This is a genomic window from Brevibacillus soli (assembly GCF_044759095.2).
Lineage (GTDB): Bacteria > Bacillota > Bacilli > Brevibacillales > Brevibacillaceae > JBIYSM02.
The window spans coordinates 111,819-129,910 of sequence record NZ_JBIYSM020000004.1 but is presented as its reverse complement, the minus strand read 5'-3'; the positions used below and the strand labels follow the sequence as shown (position 1 = coordinate 129,910).

Sequence of the window (18,092 nt, the reverse complement as noted above, 5' to 3'; positions counted from 1 at the left end):
TTCGGAATCTGGGCTCATAACCTCAGAAGAGCAGCCCAAATGGCCAAATAAGCAACGATTAACGGATACAGTTACACAGTAGCCCCCTGAGATTCACCACAATGAGATGCTTCTGCCAAAAAACGATTTTTTCAGGAGTAACTAGCTAACGCTTCGCCGGGCGGGGCCCCGAACACTTTTCTAGCGGCTGTATGGGATGTCCAAATTTATAAATTCTTATACACCAAAAAAAGCCGGGGGATGTGTTATCCCACCAGCTCTTCTGCTTGTTTGACACGTGCCATCAATTCTCGAAACTCGTCTCCCTGGAGCACTTCCGCTTCCAACAGGGTACTTACGCCGGTCTGGAAAACCACGTCGTATTGGCGAAGCAACACGCGTGTCTCTTCCAGAAGGTCTTCCAGCAAGCGATTCACTTCTTCATGGATTTGTGTTTTATCTGCGTACTGCAAATGGACGATGCCCAGACGGGACATACCGCTCTGCACAATCTCCTGCGCCATGTCCAGCGCCTGTTCAAAGTCGTTTTTCGAACCCGTGCTTCGACCGCCGTAGTAAATCTCTTCCGCGACGGCACCTGCGAGGCAGACCATGATTTGCTTTTCCAGCGCTTCCTTGGTGTAGAGATAGCGATCCTCCAACGGATTTTGACGCACGTACCCCAATGCTTTGCCGCGCGGACTCAGCGTCACCTGGGACACGGAGCCGGGACGGGCGATTTCACTCATGATCGCATGACCGAGCTCGTGCAAGGCTACCCGCTTTTTCTCCTCGAAAGAAGCTTCACGGTCAACCTTTTCACCCAGCATCACCTTGTCTACCGCAAATGCAAAGTGACGGGCTTCAATTTTCTCGCTGTTCTCGCGCATTGCATAGATCGCCGCCTCGTTGGCTACGCTTTCCAGCTGGGCACCGGAAAAGCCGAATGTCTCCTGTGCCACTTTTTCCAAAGAAACGTCATCGGCCAATGGCTTGTTGGCCGTGTGAATGGTCAAGATTTGTTCCCGTGCCGATTTATCCGGCAGATCGACGGTGATGTGTCGGTCAAAACGACCCGGACGCAGCAAGGCAGAGTCCAGCATGTCCTTGCGGTTTGTCGCGGCCATTACCAGAATGCGCGGCTTGTCGCTGGTCGTTATGCCGTCCATTTCCGTCAGCAGCTGGTTCAGCGTCTGGTCGTACTCACGCTGCTGCTGCCCGTCGCGCTTGCCGCCGATCACCTCAATCTCATCAATAAAGATAATCCCGCTGTCCTGACCGTTCTTTTCAGCCAGCGTTTTTACTTCCTTAAACAGATCGCGGATGCGCTGGGCACCGACACCCACGTACATCTCGACAAATTGGGAACCGGATGCCGCTACAAACGCGGAGTTGGTATAGTTGGCAGCCGCCTTGGCCATCAGTGTTTTCCCTGTACCTGGCGGACCTGTCAAAAGCACGCCTTTGATCGGGCGGATGCCGTATTGCTCGATCTTATCCTTGTAGACGAGAAAATCGAGCGCTTCCTTCAGTTCTTTTTTCGCGCGCTCCTGTCCGCCGATATCAGCGAACTGAATGGTCGACTTCGGCACGGCATGCTTGCTGTTCTTTTTCTTGCCTCCCAAGGCAAGCTGGTTCCCCTGGCCCTGACGTACGACAAGAAAATAAATGGCCGTCAACACGGCTGCAAATACCACAAACGGTGTGATATTGACACCCAAAAACAGGAGAAAGATGAAAATGGCGGGTACAACGCCGCAGAGGATCTCTTTACCCACGCGCAGTCACCTCTTTTGCCGGATAACGGGGGACAATCGTGTAAAAATCATCGGTACCTCGTTTCAGATACACGTAAATGTTTTCTTCATCCATCTGGGTCGACGCTTCATCCAGTCGGTACGCTTCCTTCCACTGTGACACGATCTGTGGAATACGGCTGTACTCATGCAGGTCGACCGCTTCCGTAAAGGAAAAAACCCCGTTCGTCCAAATATCTTCCAACGCCTTCGCATTGTTGTGTATGGTGATGTCGACGGCTTTGTTTTGAAGCAGATCCGCCAGCTTTACCCGCAGATCTTGATATTCCCGCGGAAACAATTCCGGATTGGTAACCGTCAAATCGACTTGAATGCGATCTTTTGCAACTTCCAAGCGGGCCAGTTTCGCTGACTCCATCTGTCCGATCTCGTGTTTAATCGGTTCTTCCACTTCCATCTTTTGATACAAGAACCATCCGCCGAACAGGAGAGTTAACGTAGCCAGCAACGACAATGCAATTGGTACCATTCTCAGTTGCACTGCAACTCCCCCCTATCTACGTTTATCTCTTTGTCAACGGTTCCAGTATATCACATGAGTATATCACTTTTTCTATGTAGATGTTGGATGTACGTACAGCAAAACAGGCCTTCTCTCGAGGGAAAAGGCCTGCCGCGTTATGATTGGGCAATGGCTTGAATGGCATAGGACTTCAACACGCTGCCTGTCATAAAGTCATAATGGACGTAATGGTACCGACCGTCACTGTCCAATAGCGTCACTTCCCAAAATCGTTGGCCGTTGTCCAGTCCGGGAACGGCATGCAGGATACGCGCTCGGGGGAAACCCTGCTGGGCAGCCGTGATCACGCTTTGTTTGCTGACGGCGCGATCCATCGTATCAAACACCAGCGTGTCTGCCGTCATCCAGGCGACCACCGGTGTTCCCACTGCATTTTTCCCCAGTACAACGGCGTATGACTGCTTGCCCCGGTACTCCATGATTTCGTCGATTTGAACAATGCTGGTGCGGTTCTGTGTCCATTCCCGCACCTGGTTTTCAAAGGCGCGGCGCTCCCCGATAATGTGGGAGCACAGGTGGTACGTAATACCGAGGGCTACGACTAAAATGACCGCAGCCGCTCCGATTGTCAAGCGAATCTTCACAAACGATCTTCCTTATCCCTACAGCCGGAACAGCAGTTGATCCTGTTTCAGTCCGGCCGGCGTATTCATCCGTAAATCCACCACCAGTTGTTTTACCTGCTTTGAATTCTCATCGTACCAGACCTGATAGTCAACCTCAATTTGCTTGGCCAACGTTGGAGTCATCCGGTCGACGGGAAAAGACGGGCCCAGCCACAAAGCGAGCAACTGAGTCACTTCATCCGGCTTTAAGGAAAGGTGAAAGCCAAGCAGGTCGTTTTGGTTATGGTCTGTTACCACGAGCGGGGTGAGTGAATGCAAATGTGATTTTAACAGCATGGCGTGCTCATACGGGGTGTACAACGCGTACGGAAGCGTCGGGCTGTCCTGGCCTTCTCCGTCAATGATGACTTCGACCGTCTCTCCCATCCGCTTCATCTCCAGCTGATGTCCGCCAATCGTACCGGACAGCTGGAATTTCTCCCCGTTAAAGTATCCCTGTAATGTATGCTCTTTCATGTTCACCGTGAACGCCTGATCGCGGTCGGAGGACAGTTGGTCCAAGAACGCCGCAATCATTTCGCGGTCTGCCTCTGCACGCTCCTCGACGGACACGACGGAAACCGGGTCTGACGACGGCCTGTCTGAAATGGATCCAAGAGCTATCCCCAGCAAGAACAGTCCGATAAAAATCGGCAGCAGCCACCAGAGCTGCTTTGACCGGATGTACATTGACGCTCCTCCCCGTCCCGTTTTTCCTACAACCTATGCTATACGGGAAGGTTTTAGAACGTTGCGAAAAACTTGCTAAACATAGCCCCCGGTTTGACGGTCATACTACAAGTACAACCCAAGGAGGTGAGCGCGTGAAACTGTCTCAACGAACGACATCTCCTGATGCACTTGGGTACCTGCTGCAGGAATATCGCGTTTCTTGGGCAGATCTTTCATCACCGCTGCGAACCTTGCCCCACTCACCGAAGCTTGCCTTTCGCCACACCTCTCTTATGGAAGTATGGCGAAAGGAATCGATCTGACATGGCCAATCAAATACCTCTACCTACACCTACGCTTCATCTCATTCTCCTGTCCTGCCCGACAGGAGCCTTTTCTTGGGCAGTTTACCTTTTCAGCGTCTGGAACATCCGATTCGCCTCAAAGATGACGCGTTCTTCATCTACCGTCAACAGCTCACGATTACGCATCAAAAATTTTCCCGCCACGACGGTATCCGTCACATCCCGCCCGTTGGCCGCGTACACCACGTGGGAGACCGGGTTGTGCGCCGGATGGAAATGAGCCTGGTGGGCATCAAGTACGATCAAGTCTGCCTGTTTCCCCACTTCGATCGTCCCCAGCGTCTCGGACTGGAACACCCCGTCCGCACCATAACGCGTTGCCATTCGCAGCGCTTCTTCCGCAGGTACGGCAACCGGGTCGCAGTTTACTCCTTTGTGCAGAATCGCCGCCAGTTTCAGCTCTTCAAACAGATTCAGGTTGTTGTTGCTTGCCGAGCTGTCCGTCCCCAGGGAGACGCTAATTCCTTTTGCGAGCATTTTTGGCACAGGGGCGACGCCGCTGGCCAGTTTTAAATTGCTGACAACGTTATGGGAAACCCTCACCTTGTATTGTGCCAAAATGTCGATTTCCTCATCCGTCAGGTGAACGGCGTGGGCAACCAGCGTAGGACGTTGGAACACGCCCAGATTTTCCAGGTGAGCGACCGGTCGAACTCCGTAATCCTGTTCATTTTGTTCCACTTCCCAACGGGTTTCCGACATGTGGATGTGGATGGGCAGGGAGAGTTCGTCTGCCTTTTCCACAATCTGGGTGATGAACGCTGGCGAGCAGGTGTATGGAGCGTGTGGCGCCATCATGACGGTGATCCGGCCGTCCGCCTGATTGTGCCATGTCTTGGCAAATTGGACAGCATCCCGCAGCTTTGCCTGACGCTCTTCTTCCGAGCAAAGGCCAATCATTCCACGGCACAAACGGGCACGCATGCCTGTCGATTCCACAGCTTGGGCCACCTGTTCCATATGATCGTACATATCGACGAACGTGGTGGTACCTGTGCGAATCATTTCAATGATCGAGATATAGCTACCCCATTTGACGTGGTCAGCGGTAAACTGTGCTTCCAATGGCCACATTTTTTCTTCCAGCCACTGCTGCAGGGGCAGATCGTCTGCATACCCGCGCAAGAGAGACATCCCCGCGTGTCCGTGAGTGTTGATCAGACCAGGAAGCACATAATTGCCGCTTACATCTATGACTTGATCGTAGCCGGTCACTTCTTCCGGAGTGGGACCGACATAGGTGATTCGATCGTCTTCAAATGCAACCGCTCCGTTCTGAATCACTTCATTCTGATCATTTGCAGTGATGACTGTAGCGTGTGTCAAAATGGTTTTCATGGTTTCGCTCCGTTTCTATGTCAGGTAATAGGCAAGGCTTTGCAAGCTGGACGTGACATCGGCGTAATCGATGCGGACGTCTTTGTCCGTCTTGATGGTAATCGGGGCAAAGTTCAGGATCCCTTCGATTCCGGCATCGATCAGCTGATCCGCCACTGACTGGGCAGCAGATGCCGGCACCGTAATAATCGCGAGACGAATCTGCTTTTCTTTCACCGTTTGTTTCAACTCGTCCATCGGTTGAATGGAGATGCCTGCGATCTGTTTACCCTGCTTGTTCGGATCCGCGTCAAAAATAGCGACAATCCGCATGTTGTCCTGCAAATAAGCGTTGTAGTTGCTGATGGCATGTCCCAAATGGCCTGCTCCTACCAACGCCACATGAATCTCCTGATCCAGTTTCAAAATTTGACGAATTTTTTCAATCAAGTAATGGACGTCGTAGCCAATTCCCTTTTTGCCAAAGTCGCCGAAAGCTGCGAGATCTTTGCGAATTTGTGCAGGATTGACATCGAGTGTTTTTCCCATCTGCTGCGATGAAACCGTCGTCACGCCCACTTGCTGCAGGTGACTCAGGTATCGCAAGTAAATCGGCAGACGGCGTACAACCGCTTCCGAAATCTTTACACTCTTGACCACTATCGGTCTGTCCCCCTTACTTTTTTCCCTTAAGTATACGGTAGTCCTTACCGTTTGAAAGGATGGTAATCGTGCCGTGCTGGCTCGTGATGTACGATTCTGACCACGATTCGCCCAGCCGCTCGATCACTTCTTCCTGACTGTCTTTCATCTGGTCGCGAGGCTTGCCGATCTGGATCACCGCCACCTGCGGGTCAACCTTGGCCAAAAAAGGCTGGGACGAAGCCTGATTGCTGCCTTGATCGGCCACCTTCAGCACTTCCGCCTTCAGCCGGTGGGCTTGCGATTCCAGGAGCCGCTCTTCCGCCCGTACATGGATGGCGCTCGTAAACAAAAAACGGATCTTGTCGTGTCTCAATAGAAACACCAGCGAATTGTCCTGCGGAGATAAAAACAGGTATTCGCTTGGGTGCAGCACGGTTAACACGACGTTGCTGTCCAGTTTGAGCTGATCGCCGGCCGCGACGGGCAGAAGCTTCTTGTCCGCCCTGAGCGGCACTGCGGTTCGTATGGAATCCTGTAGGAGCGCAGGAAACACGATGGTTTCCAGCTTCATGCCTTCCGTGAGAAAAGGAAAGCCGCCTGCCTGCTCCGGTTGGTCATTGGTGATGACCGCGTAGTCAATACGGGTCAGTCTGCGTTCCGCCAAAAGAGCCTGCAAGGTCTTCCAGTCTTCTGCGCTTCCCGAATCGATCAGCATGGTCTTTCCGTTTGGCAGTCGAATCAACGTGCTTTCCCCGTTTGGCAGGGCAAAAAAGGTTACGACTAATCCCGTAAAATCCTGTTCGCTTTCGCTGGCAAAGGGATCCTCCACTTTTACCGCGCCCCTCGAGTGATTGTCAATCGCACAGCCCGCTAAGAGACATGTCAACAGAACGAACAGCCAGGTCCTTGTCGTTTTCCACAGCATTTATTCTATCACCTAAATCCCTACGAGACTATTGCTTCATTTTATGAGTCAGGTGAGGATTGCATGCCGTGTAGAAACGGTTCAATTTGATCCCGCAGCTGGGGCCACGGGCCGGTTTCCGTGCGGTAGGCCGGCAGCGACTGCAAAAAAGCACGTCCGTACCTTGATTCCACAATGCGGGTGTCAAAGACGACGATGACCCCGCGGTCCATGTGATGTCGGATCAGTCGGCCCACCCCCTGCTTGAACTGGATGACCGCCTGAGGGAGTGCCATGGACATAAACGCATTTTTCCCCATCTGTTTTAACCGTTCAGCCCGTCCTTCATAAACCGGATGGTTGGGCGGTGTAAACGGCAGGCGGACGATGACGAGACAGCTGAGCGCCTCGCCCGGAATGTCGACTCCCTCCCAAAAGCTGCTCGTCCCCAGCAGCACGCTGTTCGCTTGCCGCTGGAACAGGCGCACCAGCTTGCTCCTGTTGCCGCTGTCAATGCCGTGCCCAAGCAATTGGTACGGCTCGTTGGCCAACAGCTCCTTCATTCCCTGATACACCTGCCGGAGCATGGAATAAGACGTAAACAGGATCATGGTTCTGCCGCCCGCAGCCCTGACTACGTCCACGCATCCCTGCACGATCGCCTGCAAGTAGCTTTCCTCATTCTCTTTCCCCAACATGGGAAACTGCGAGGGGATTAACAGCAGACCTTGTCGGTCATACTCAAACGGTGACGGCAGCGAAAGCGTCCTTACTCGCTCTTCAGGCAGCTGGGTAAGACCGTATCGTTCCATGATGAAGGCAAAGCTCTGTTTCACCGTCAGGGTGGCGGAGGTGAGAATCAAACTGCGCTTCTCCGCAAACAGCCGTTTGGACAGAGCGTGGGAGACTTCCAGCGGAGCGGCGAACAGGTACACCTGCTTTCGGTGCGTCCGCGCCTCCACTTCCATCCAAAAGACGGATTCCCCGTCGGTTTCCACCAGCAATACGTGCAGGCTGTCAGCCGCCTGCTGCAGATCCTGAATCATACCGGAGAGGTCCGTGCGCAGGCTGCGGAAGGCAAATGGCGGTTTTTCCCCCGCCGGGGTCAGTTTTAACAGCCGTTCCATCTGCTCGCCGTATTCTGCCAGCAATTGGATGAGCTGCTTGCTGGTCTTTACGATCCGTTCGTTGCGGCCGGTAAACGACTCGCGATTGTAGCGAACGGTCTCCCTTCCGACGTCGGTGGTCTCTTCTCCCCGTTTGGCCGCCCAGTGGTACAGCAATTGGGTCCACTGAAGCGCTGCTTCCCTCAGGGTGATGTGTTTTCGCGCGAGCTCACGAAGCGCCTTGTCCGCTTCTTCCCTGCGTTCTGCCTGCCACTCGACCAGCTCCTCTGCAAATTGCTGCAGTGTGCTGTTCGCTTCAACGCTCAGCCGATCGATAAGAAAATGAAGCTGGGTGGTGGAGTAGTGAATCCCCAGGTGCTGGGTGGCGATCTCCTCCAGATGGTGCGCCTCGTCGATCACAGCCACGCTGTATGGCGGGAGAATCCGGCTGTCTGCTTCCAGGTCGCTGATCAAAAGCGCGTGGTTCACAATCAGCAGGTCAGCGTCTTTCGCCCGTTCCTTGGCCTGGAAGTAGTAGCAGCGGCTAAACCAAGGACAATTGCGGTGCAGGCAGGAGCCCGAGTCGCTTTTTACTTGCTGCCAGAACAGCGTCCCTGAAGGGGGCAGGCTCAGTTCTTCCACATCCCCTGTGGTTGTCTGGGTCAGCCATGTCAGCATCTGCCCTTTGACCAGCCGCAACTCCTGACTGCTGCCCTCTTCCGTTTCTTCCAGGCTGTGTTCAAACTTGCGCAGGCAGAGGTAATTTCCCCGGCCTTTTAACGTTGCAGCCGTGAATGAAAAGGGCAGGGATTGCTGCAGCGCGGGAATCTCCTTATGAAACAGCTGCTCCTGCAAATGGATCGTATGGGTGCTGACCACCACCTGTTCACGGTTCCACTTCGACCAGAGGATGCTGGGCAACAGGTAGGCGAGCGACTTGCCTGTTCCCGTGCCCGCCTCGACGAGGAGGTGTGCCCCGTCATGCATCGCATCGTAGATGGCGCGCATCATCGCTTCCTGCGCTTCTCTTCTCTGGTATCCAGGAACAGTGCGGCCCAATGCCGCCTGCTCTCCAATCAATTCTTCCAGTGCAGTCGCGATTTCTTTTCGCTCATACCCGTCCTGCCGAATGATCTGCGGGACGCCCTCTTTGTCCTCCCGCTTGCGCAGCGCCAGTTGCCGGTAGATGTCCCACAAGTCTGATTCGTCCACCGCCCGTGTCCTGTCGGCTTCCGTCAACGCAGAAGCCGACAGTTTTTCCAGTTCCATATAGCGCAGAAGCGCATGAATGTCGGAACGGAAAGAAGAGACCAGAAGCTGCAGCCGCTGGATCGTAACCAGCGGGAGTTGCTGCAAAATCTCCAGCAGGTGAAGAAAAAGCTGCGCCGTTGCCAATGCGTCACTGTCAGCCTGATGAGGGCGGTCGTGTTCAATTTGCAAGTCGTCGGCCAGCTCACCGAGCCGATAGCTGTTCTGCGTCGGCAAAAGGAAGCGAGACAGCTCGACCGTGTCCAGAACATATCCGTCAAACGTATAATAGCCCTGACTCAGCAGGGCTTCTTGAAGAAACTGCAAATCGAATGAAGCGTTGTGGGCGACAAACGTGCGACCGTCCAACATCCGCAAAAACCGGGGGAATACCTCCTCCAGAGTAGGGGCGTCAACCACCATGTCGTCTGTGATGCCCGTCAACTGCGTGATATATGCAGGAATCGCCTGTCCTGGATTGACCAAAGTGGAAAAGCACTCCGTAATCTGTCCGTCATCAATGACGACGGCACCGATCTGGATGATGCTGTCACCATTTCTGGGATGGCTTCCCGTTGTTTCAAAATCGACTACGACGAATCGGTTCAAACTACTGTCACCTCGTACATAAAAACAAAGAACTTACACACGTCCCATCCAATTCGGCAGGCTGTTTAGAAATTCCTGCATGCGGACGGTTATGGATGCAGAACGAACGGCTCCCGCGCTTCAAAAGCCTGGCCGAGCTTGGCGGCGCACAGCTGAAGGTAGAGGGGGATTTCGCGAAATTCATCGCTGTGCTGAAGCGCACGGCGGAAGTACTGCTCCGCCAACCGCCAGTTTTGTTCCGTCACCGCAATTCGGCCCAAGTGGTAGAACCCGAGCGAACGAATATAAGAAGAAGTCTCTTCCGTAAAGTGTTGGGCCATTCGTTTGGCCGTAAGCAGGTCCCCGGTGCGCTCATAGGCTGCAATCAGGCCGGACTGGGCCAGACGATGATCTCGCTCTTTCAACAGAATGAAACGAAAGACGTTGATGGCTTCGTCTGTTCGCCCGTCAAACAGCTTCATCCAGCCAAAGCTAAAGTGAAAGTCGAGGTTGTCCGGTACCAGACTGATGGCCTTCCTCACGAGCGTGAGTGCGCGCTTGGTCCCGGCAATCAGCCACGTGTTCCACGCCAGCCCATGCCATACCCATCCTTCCCTGGGTAAACGCTCTGCCAAAAAATGATAGCAAATCTGCGCCCGGTGATAATTCCCCAGTGACTCATACAGAGAGGCCATCTCCCGGAGGGTTTCCGTATCCAGCTTTCGATTGGGCAGCTGCAGGGAAGCTGGCGGCTCCGGTTCCGCAGTCTCATCGAGAACCTGCAGCAACTTGGCGGCGCGCAGCCAGACCAACTGCGCCTCCCAATCGTTCTCCGCGTGGCGAAGCACCTCTTCGATCTCCTCCAGCGCTTCCTGGGCCTCTCCGTCTTTCAGCAAGCAAAGGGCAAGATTAAATTGCGCATCCCGCTGAGCCGGATGTATTTTCAGGGCCGTTTTGAACGCTTGGGCTGCTTCCAACCACTGCTCTTCCTCAGCGAGAATGCAGCCTATCGCATTGTAGCTGATTCCGACCACCTTTGGCGAGCTGGCCGACATGCTCAGCAGTCGAAATTCCCTCATCGCTGCTTCTTTTTCGTCGCAGAAGAGAAGGCTGTATGCATAATAGAGCCGACCGCTTTCCCAATCGGGAGATTCTTTCAACAGATCGGCAAAACAGAGTTTGGCGTCTTGATACAGACGCAGATGATAGAAGCCTTCCCCTTTTCGAAACATATGATGATACACTCCGAGCTTTTCATCCGATGTAACATTTTCGGGGACTTTCTCCTGTTTCACACTCTGTCCTTCAGCCAGCTTGATTTGCCGGATTACAGCGGAAAGCTTTTCTTCAAACTGCAACCATTGATCAACCACTTGATCGCTGAGTTTCCTCAGTTCAATCAGTTGGTCAGCCAACTGCAGCTTTTCACTTTCCGTCGCTTGCTGCCACTTTTGCTCAACGGTTTCCGCTTTTGACCGCAGGGTTTGAAACCACTCTTCAATCAACACGGGAAAGCCACCCCCTTTCAGGCAGTGAGTAGTCTCATTGTCTCACAAGGCAGGTGGCTCTATTCAACCAAATCTACAGGACGGTCGCGTGCACTTCTTCAGCGATCAGCTGTTTGATCCGGTTTTGTTCCCCCATGATGGCGATTCGCGGCTTGTGTTGTTTCGCCTCTTCGTCCGACATCATGGCATAAGAAATGATAATAACCGTATCGCCGGGCTGCACCAGGCGTGCAGCTGCACCGTTCAGGCAAATCACGCCGCTGCCGCGCTCCCCTTCGATCACATACGTTTCCAAACGGGCTCCGTTATTGTTGTTGACGATCTGCACTTTTTCGTTCGGCAAGATGTCCACAGCTTCCAAAATTTCCTTGTCAATAGTCACGCTGCCGACGTAGTTCAAGTTCGCTTCCGTTACGGTAGCACGGTGGATTTTCGCTTTCATCATGGTGCGAAACATCTTGGTTCCTCCCCCTTGTCTCGATGTTTTATCAACAGGCTTAAACCGTCGTAATCCAGTTATCGATCAATCTGGTTCGGCCAAAACGGACAGCAAGGGCAAAGCAGATGCGTTCTCCTTTTTCTGCGTGTTCGGCCGAAACCAGTTCCGGATATTTCATCACTTCCACGTAATCAATTTCGGCGAGGGGTTCCGCTTTGATCATGGCTGTCATTTGCTCGCGGATTTCCCGTAGCGGCGTACCTGTGGCAAGCAGTGCCTCCGCGAGCTTCAAACTGCGAAACAAAACGACCGCCTGTTTCCGTTCCTCGGGAGTCAGGTACACGTTGCGCGAGCTGAGCGCAAGGCCGTCCGCTTCACGAACGATCGGGCACGGCACGATTTCAACGGGAACGGACAAATCCTCTACCATCCGGCTGATCACGGCCAGCTGCTGCGCGTCTTTTTGTCCGAAGAAGGCGGCGTCCGGCTGCACAATTTGAAACAGCTTCATCACAACAGTCGCCACGCCGTCAAAATGACCGGGACGCGATTTGCCGCAAAGCGGTTCTGATACCTCTGCAACGGAGACGGTGGTTACTACCTTGCGCGGGTACATTTCTTTTACGTCCGGGGTGAACAACAGGTCTACACCAGCGTTTGCAGCCAATTCGCGGTCGCGCTCCAAGTCCCTAGGATAGCGCTCAAAGTCTTCGTTCGGTCCAAACTGCAACGGGTTGACGAAGATGCTCATCACGACGACATCACATGCTGCCCGCGCCGCCTGCACGAGGCTGATGTGACCTTCATGCAGGTATCCCATCGTAGGCACAAAGCCAATCCGCTTGCCCTCTTTTCGCACACGTTGGATGTACTTTCTCACTTCTTCAATCGTGGAAACCTGCAGCAGCTGTGTAGTCACGATTGGGCCACCCCTTCCCCGTACAACTGTTTGATCGTCTCTTCCGATGCATGAAATGCGTGTTCCGGTGCAGGGAACTTTCCGCTTCTCACTTCCTCGACGTACGCGGACATCGCTTCTACGATGGTTTTGCCAATATTGGCGTAGCTTTTCACAAACTTCGGTTTCAACTGCGACGCATAGGCCAGCACGTCGTGGAAGACGAGGACTTGTCCGTCACATTTGACCCCTGCACCAATCCCGATGGTGGGAATCGAAATGCTCTCGGTAATTTTGGCTGCTACCTCTTCCGGAACACATTCCAGCACCACCGCGAACGCCCCCGCTTCCTCCAGCGCCTGCGCCTCTTCGAGCAAGCGCTGTGCAGCGGCGAGATCGCGCCCCTGAACCTTGTAGCCGCCCAATTGATGGACAGACTGAGGGGTCAGCCCGATGTGGCCCATAACGGGAATCCCAGCCTGCGTGCAGCGCTTCACCACCGGCACGACTTCCTTGCCGCCCTCGATTTTAACCGCTTTGGCCAGACCCTCCTGGAGCAGCCGGCCTGCGTTTTTCACACTCTCCTCCACGGTGCCGTGATAGCTTAGAAAAGGCATGTCGGCGACGACAAATGCCCGCTTGGCTCCACGCGTGACCGCTTTGGTGTGGTGGAGCATATCCTCCATCGTGACAGGAACTGTCGAGTCGTAGCCCAATACGACCATCCCCAGCGAATCGCCTACCAGAATGACGTCAACGCCCGCTTCCTCCACCAGCTTTGCGGACGGATAATCGTAGGCAGTCATCATCGCAATCGGTTGACGACTCGCTTTCTTTTTGCGCAAGTCGGCTGTGGTAATCGGTACCATACTGTCAACCATTCTTTCTCTTCCCCCTCTTCACCTATACCCTCCCTGTGAGCCGGGAAACAAAAAACCTTCTCACCGATAAAGGGAGAAGGTTGTCCACGCATGCCAAAAAGCATGCGAAATTTACCAGCAGCGGATTCCTTCTGTCTCGGTCCTCACAGGCTCAGAGCAGATTTGTTGGAAACGGTTCAAGATCATGCAAATCAAACAAGGTACGAGTGCCATTCACTCTGGGCGATATGGCCTCCAATATCGAAGTATAGCAAAGACGCTACGAATTTGCACGGTATTCTACATCGGCGGAGTATACCTTGTGCCGATTTCCGTCGGCATCCTCGACAATCAAGACACCCTCCTCGTCCAGCCCGACAGCTCGTCCTTCCAGTGTGGTGTGAAGGGTTCGAACCGTTACCTGTCGTCCGATGGAATAGGAATAGGTTTCCCACTCACGCTTTGCCCGCTCGAAACCGTGCTGCAAATAATGGTCGTACTCCTCTTCAAACACACGGCAAAAGGTTTGAATAAACGCTGCCCGCCTGATCGGTTCTCCGCTGGCGATGCGCAGCGAAGTGGCCACGTCCTGAAGATCTTCGGGAAAATCGGACTCAACCGAATTGACGTTGATCCCGATCCCGATCACCAGGTAGTTGACCCGATCCGATTCGGCGTTCAGCTCCGTTAAGATCCCGCACACCTTTTTGTCCTCGATAAAAATATCGTTGGGCCATTTGATCAGAACCGGAACATCTGCCGTCTTCCGGATGGTTTTGGCCACGGTTACGGCGGTAAGCAGTGTCATTTGCGGCGTTTTGGGCAAAGGGATGGCAGGGCGAATAATCAAACTCATCCAAATCCCCGTACCCTTTGGCGAATGCCATGCTCGACCCAGACGCCCCTTTCCGCCTATCTGTTGTTCAGCCAGCACGATTGTGCCTTCGGGAGCACCTTTGCTGGCCGCTTCATGGGCCAACAGCTGGGTAGAGACCACCGTATCGTGCGCGTAAATCGTCTGACCGATCCTGCGCGTGTCCAGACCGGCGAGAATTTCCTCCTCAGCAATTCGGTCGGGAGCGGCCACAAGCCGATATCCTGATTTTCGGACAGCCTCGAATACATACCCTTCCTGGCGCAGTTCCTCGATGTGCTTCCAAACGGCGGTGCGTGAACACTGGCAGGTATGGCTCAGTTCCTCGCCGGATATGAAACGGCCCGGATTGGCTTGGAACGCTTTAAGTATTTCTTGCTTGATGTTCATAACGAACGACCTCTTTCCTTGCCGCCTCTACCAACGCTTCCGGTGTGTTGGGCAATTGGTGCAGGGCGGTCTGCTCCAACAGGTACATCAATACGTGCTGGATCCATTCTCCCGCTTTTTTCTGCAGAGCGATCTGCAAATCCTTGCCGTTGACTGCCAGCTCCTTGACGGTTTTCACCGGCATGGCTTCGTATACGGCTATGAGCGAGACGGAGGATTGGCGGTCACGGTTCTTCCACCAGCACGCCTGCAGCAGGTTATCCACCTCCATGCAGACAGACCACCCATAATGAAGCAGGTTGCGGCTCCAGTCAATCGGATGGGGGTGATCCCACTGGGGGGACAGCTCCGCCATCAATTCGACAAACCGGCTGATCTCTTCCGTCTCCCGTTTGGACATGCGCAGCAACTGGCATACCGCTCGCGCCTGTTCTTTGGAAAAAGCAGCTGCATAACAAAGCAACGCCCACTTTTGGGAAAGGGTCCCAAGATGTACCAGCCTCCACACGTGCGGTCGCGCTGTCTCAAACAGACGATCCAGCAGGGGAAAGCAACCCAATAGCCTGGTGTCCACCACGATGTCACAGCCTCGCTCCGGAGTCGCGCTGTCAATCAGTTTGTTCAACTCGTCACGGACTCTTTCAACCGCGATACGGTCTAACAGCGTCGCGGTTACCGTCATGGCCTGCAGGGTATCGGACTCGATGTCGAAATGAAGCTGTGCGGCAAAGCGCGCAGCCCTTAAAAGGCGCAAAGCATCCTCACGAAATCGCTTTGCGGGAACACCAACCGCTCGAATTAAACGATTGTTTAAATCTTCTTGTCCGTGAAACGGATCCGCCAATTGATCACGGCTGTCCATGGCCATTGCGTTAATGGTAAAATCACGACGCTCCAAATCCGTGACCAAATCGGAAACGAACTGCACGTTAGAAGGTCGACGGAAATCCTCATATTCCCCTTCGGTTCGGAATGTCGTCACTTCAAACAAAAAGGAGCCAATCTTCACGGATACTGTACCGTGCTGCAGTCCCGTGGGAACATGTTCAGGGAACAGCCGCATCACGTCGCCGGGATGGGCATTTGTACATATATCTATATCGTGAACCGGTCTTCCCAGCAGCCAATCCCGCACGCATCCGCCCACATAATACGCTTCAAAGCCGTGTTTTTCCAGCGTTTGAAGCACTTGCAACGCATGTTCCTTTAGCACCTGTTCCCACTCCCTGTCTGTACCCACGCCGAAACGGAAGGAGGCGCAACTCAGTGAAAACCTTGTTCGGCATGATTATTTTTATCTCCAAACTCCTCCAGCTCACGTCGAAGTTCAAAAGTTAAACGGGTTGGGAGGTGCGCTCCGCTTCCCTGCCGAGCAGCTTTTTATACAGGTTTTCATACTGCGAGGCAATTTTGTCGTGGCAAAATGTGTTGCTGGAGCGTTCAATGCTGTTTTTCGAAAATTGATCGTACAGCGCTTTATCCTGCAGCAGGCTGAGAGTACGCTTTGCCATGGTTTCGACATCACCGATCTGGCAGAGGTAACCGCACACTCCGTCCAGCACAACTTCCGGCAGGCCCCCGGCGACGGTTGTTACGACCGGCACACCGCATGCCATCGCTTCCAGCGCGACCAGACCGAAGCTTTCCTTTTCAGAAGGGAGCAGCATCACGTCTGCCATGGAGATCACCTCTGCCACATCCTCCTGCTTGCCGAGGAAGTACACTTCCTGATCCAGGCCGTATGCTAAGATCATTTTGCGGATCTCACACAGATCAGGTCCTTCCCCGATCAGCATGAGCTTTGCCGGTATCTGACGGCGAACGAGCCGGAATACTTCCACCACGTCGGGAACACGCTTTACCGGACGGAAGTTTGAAATATGCATCAGGATTTTTTCACCGTTGGGGGCAAACACCTTTTTCAGTTCCTGTACGTCTTTGCGGAAATATCGGCGTTTGTCGACGAAATTGTAGACAGGAATGATTTCTTTGTTAACGTGCAGCAGATCTTTGGTTTGGCGAATCAAGTCATTGGACACCGCCGTCACGAGATCACTCTGCTCGATGCCAAAACGAATCATGTCGCTCAAACTGGAGTCGTAGCCAAGCACGGTAATATCGGTGCCGTGCAATGTGGTGACAATCTTCAAGCGATCGCCCACCATTTGTTTTGCCAGATACGCGCAGAGTGCATGCGGAACCGCATAGTGCACGTGGAGCAGATCCAGGTTTTCATTCCGCGCCACCTGGGCCATTCGATTGGCCAATGTGAGATCGTACGGCGGATATTTGAACACGTCATAGTGATTTACTTCCACTTCATGATAAAAAATGTTCGGGTGAAACTTTCCCAGTCGAAAGGGCATGCTGGAGGTGATAAAGTGCACGTTGTGTCCCCGCTCCGCCAGCAATTTCCCCAGCTCGGTGGCGACAACTCCTGAACCGCCCAACGATGGATAACAGGTAATTCCGATATTCATCTGGGTACCCTCTCCTTTTCTTTGTGGAGGAAAGCTAACGTTTATAAGCTGGCCAATACATACGGGGCGGCGCTGACGAACCCTTCTGCATAGGTTACCCCCGCTTGCTGACCAAGCAGGCGCTCTCGATATTCCACCATTTCGAGGTAACCGTTGTTTAACGGAGTCGTTACACTGCCTTCCTCCCGCTCAAACTGGCTGCGGTAACAGCGCAACACCGCCAGTTTCTCATGGTAGACTCCACTTACATCCACCATAACCGTGGGGGTTACCGTCGTATTAATAAAGTAATAAAGCAGCTGGCTCGGGCGATATGCCGGATGAGCCTCATATCCGGCGTACTTGTGAATGCCTGCGGAAAATACCGCTTCCCGGACAATTCGGCTGACAATCTCATGGTCGGGGTGCCGGTCCTGCCAATACGGAGCGAGGATAACGCGAGGCCGTGTCTTTCGAATGAGGTCGACGGTGCGGCGAATCGCCTCCTCACGAACCGTTTCCAACCCGCGATCTGGCAGCCCGAAGTTATAACGAGCCGTGACGCCAATCAGTTCGTCCGCGGCTGATGCTTCCTCTTGCCTTCTTTCTACAGTGCCATTCGAAGACAGCTCTGCGTACGTCATATCCAAAATCCCTACGCGCCGCCCATGTTTGACGGCAAGCAACAGACTGCCGGCAGCACCGATTTCCACATCGTCCGGGTGTGCGCCGATTGCCAGGATGTCAAGTTCGCTCATTCTCCCTGCTCCTCATGAACAATGTCCCGCCAGGCAATCTCATCACGGGAAAGAGCCTTCAACAGAATTTCCGCCGTTCCTAAATTGGTGGCAAACGGAATTTTGTGCACGTCGCACAGCCGCAAGAGCGCAATGAT

The 18,092-nt window shown here is 53.6% G+C and carries 17 protein-coding genes and 1 pseudogene; 1 reads left to right on the top strand and 17 read right to left on the bottom strand.

Translation table 11 applies throughout. The features are described 5' to 3' along the window. Nucleotides 1–245: 245 nt before the first annotated feature. The 4 genes from ACE99V_RS03050 to ACE99V_RS03035 all read right to left on the bottom strand — a co-directional run bounded on the left by ACE99V_RS03050 (nucleotide 246) and on the right by ACE99V_RS03035 (nucleotide 3,614). A complete protein-coding gene (locus ACE99V_RS03050) occupies nucleotides 246–1,757 on the bottom strand; it encodes an AAA family ATPase (RefSeq protein ID WP_400489670.1) in 1,512 nt (503 codons plus the stop codon). Next, a complete protein-coding gene (locus tag ACE99V_RS03045) occupies nucleotides 1,750–2,277 on the bottom strand; it encodes a hypothetical protein (protein ID WP_400489669.1) in 528 nt (175 codons plus the stop codon). Before ACE99V_RS03045 ends, ACE99V_RS03050 begins: the two co-directional genes overlap by 8 nt. A gap of 137 nt (nucleotides 2,278–2,414) precedes the next feature. Further along, the gene (locus tag ACE99V_RS03040) at nucleotides 2,415–2,903 is read right to left on the bottom strand and encodes a cell wall elongation regulator TseB-like domain-containing protein (protein ID WP_400489668.1); all 489 of its coding nucleotides are present in this window, start codon (nucleotides 2,901–2,903) and stop codon (nucleotides 2,415–2,417) included. Between the two features lie 18 nt (nucleotides 2,904–2,921). Further along, nucleotides 2,922–3,614, bottom strand: coding sequence for a hypothetical protein (locus tag ACE99V_RS03035; RefSeq protein ID WP_400489667.1), 693 nt, complete (start codon nucleotides 3,612–3,614; stop codon nucleotides 2,922–2,924). Between the two features lie 134 nt (nucleotides 3,615–3,748). Between ACE99V_RS03035 and ACE99V_RS03030 the strand changes: the two genes are divergently transcribed. Beyond that, nucleotides 3,749–3,919, top strand: coding sequence for a hypothetical protein (locus ACE99V_RS03030; RefSeq protein ID WP_400489666.1), 171 nt, complete (start codon nucleotides 3,749–3,751; stop codon nucleotides 3,917–3,919). An 84-nt stretch (nucleotides 3,920–4,003) separates the two neighbouring features. Here ACE99V_RS03030 and ACE99V_RS03025 read toward each other — a convergent pair whose 3' ends face one another. The 13 genes and pseudogenes from ACE99V_RS03025 to ACE99V_RS02965 all read right to left on the bottom strand — a co-directional run. Further along, entirely contained in the window at nucleotides 4,004–5,299 is a 1,296-nt protein-coding gene (locus tag ACE99V_RS03025; protein WP_400489665.1) for an amidohydrolase, read from the bottom strand. Nucleotides 5,300–5,314: 15 nt separating this feature from the next. Further along, the gene (locus ACE99V_RS03020) at nucleotides 5,315–5,938 is read right to left on the bottom strand and encodes a redox-sensing transcriptional repressor Rex (RefSeq protein WP_400489664.1); all 624 of its coding nucleotides are present in this window, start codon (nucleotides 5,936–5,938) and stop codon (nucleotides 5,315–5,317) included. A 16-nt stretch (nucleotides 5,939–5,954) separates the two neighbouring features. Beyond that, nucleotides 5,955–6,848 (bottom strand): ComEC/Rec2 family competence protein, encoded by an 894-nt coding sequence (locus ACE99V_RS03015; protein ID WP_400489663.1) that lies wholly within the window; start codon nucleotides 6,846–6,848, stop codon nucleotides 5,955–5,957. A gap of 41 nt (nucleotides 6,849–6,889) precedes the next feature. Further along, the gene (gene dinG / locus ACE99V_RS03010) at nucleotides 6,890–9,790 is read right to left on the bottom strand and encodes an ATP-dependent DNA helicase DinG (protein ID WP_400489662.1); all 2,901 of its coding nucleotides are present in this window, start codon (nucleotides 9,788–9,790) and stop codon (nucleotides 6,890–6,892) included. An 89-nt stretch (nucleotides 9,791–9,879) separates the two neighbouring features. After that, complete coding sequence (locus ACE99V_RS03005) at nucleotides 9,880–11,277, bottom strand: tetratricopeptide repeat protein (protein WP_400489661.1); 1,398 nt, start codon at nucleotides 11,275–11,277, stop codon at nucleotides 9,880–9,882. Nucleotides 11,278–11,350: 73 nt separating this feature from the next. Then, entirely contained in the window at nucleotides 11,351–11,734 is a 384-nt protein-coding gene (gene panD, locus ACE99V_RS03000; RefSeq protein ID WP_400489660.1) for an aspartate 1-decarboxylase, read from the bottom strand. 40 nt (nucleotides 11,735–11,774) lie between these two features. Further along, a complete protein-coding gene (panC, locus tag ACE99V_RS02995; RefSeq protein WP_400489677.1) occupies nucleotides 11,775–12,638 on the bottom strand; it encodes a pantoate--beta-alanine ligase in 864 nt (287 codons plus the stop codon). After that, entirely contained in the window at nucleotides 12,632–13,495 is an 864-nt protein-coding gene (gene panB, locus ACE99V_RS02990; protein WP_400489659.1) for a 3-methyl-2-oxobutanoate hydroxymethyltransferase, read from the bottom strand. Before panB ends, panC begins: the two co-directional genes overlap by 7 nt. A gap of 259 nt (nucleotides 13,496–13,754) precedes the next feature. Further along, nucleotides 13,755–14,738 carry a biotin--[acetyl-CoA-carboxylase] ligase gene (locus tag ACE99V_RS02985; protein WP_400489658.1) on the bottom strand — a complete coding sequence of 328 codons (984 nt, stop codon included), beginning with the start codon at nucleotides 14,736–14,738 and terminating at the stop codon, nucleotides 13,755–13,757. Beyond that, nucleotides 14,713–15,951: a CCA tRNA nucleotidyltransferase gene (locus ACE99V_RS02980; RefSeq protein WP_400489657.1), complete on the bottom strand. Its 1,239-nt coding sequence runs from the start codon at nucleotides 15,949–15,951 to the stop codon at nucleotides 14,713–14,715. The genes ACE99V_RS02985 and ACE99V_RS02980 overlap by 26 nt, the downstream gene beginning before the upstream one ends. Before the next feature lie 121 nt (nucleotides 15,952–16,072). Next, entirely contained in the window at nucleotides 16,073–17,218 is a 1,146-nt protein-coding gene (bshA, locus tag ACE99V_RS02975) for an N-acetyl-alpha-D-glucosaminyl L-malate synthase BshA (RefSeq protein ID WP_400489656.1), read from the bottom strand. Between the two features lie 41 nt (nucleotides 17,219–17,259). Next, a complete protein-coding gene (gene bshB1, locus ACE99V_RS02970; RefSeq protein ID WP_400489655.1) occupies nucleotides 17,260–17,955 on the bottom strand; it encodes a bacillithiol biosynthesis deacetylase BshB1 in 696 nt (231 codons plus the stop codon). Beyond that, a pseudogene (locus ACE99V_RS02965) lies at nucleotides 17,952–18,092 on the bottom strand (methylglyoxal synthase); the annotation flags it as partial. The gene bshB1 and the pseudogene ACE99V_RS02965, both read right to left, overlap by 4 nt.

Bases quoted from the DNA above. Each gene is read 5' to 3' on its own strand.
- ACE99V_RS02985 (WP_400489658.1), bottom strand. From the start codon at position 14,738: ATGAACATCAAGCAAGAAATACTTAAAGCGTTCCAAGCCAATCCGGGC.
- ACE99V_RS03015 (WP_400489663.1), bottom strand. From the start codon at position 6,848: ATGCTGTGGAAAACGACAAGGACCTGGCTGTTCGTTCTGTTGACATGT.
- bshB1 (WP_400489655.1), bottom strand. From the start codon at position 17,955: ATGAGCGAACTTGACATCCTGGCAATCGGCGCACACCCGGACGATGTG.
- panD (WP_400489660.1), bottom strand. From the start codon at position 11,734: ATGTTTCGCACCATGATGAAAGCGAAAATCCACCGTGCTACCGTAACG.
- panB (WP_400489659.1), bottom strand. From the start codon at position 13,495: ATGGTTGACAGTATGGTACCGATTACCACAGCCGACTTGCGCAAAAAG.
- ACE99V_RS03025 (WP_400489665.1), bottom strand. From the start codon at position 5,299: ATGAAAACCATTTTGACACACGCTACAGTCATCACTGCAAATGATCAG.
- ACE99V_RS03035 (WP_400489667.1), bottom strand. From the start codon at position 3,614: ATGTACATCCGGTCAAAGCAGCTCTGGTGGCTGCTGCCGATTTTTATC.
- bshA (WP_400489656.1), bottom strand. From the start codon at position 17,218: ATGAATATCGGAATTACCTGTTATCCATCGTTGGGCGGTTCAGGAGTT.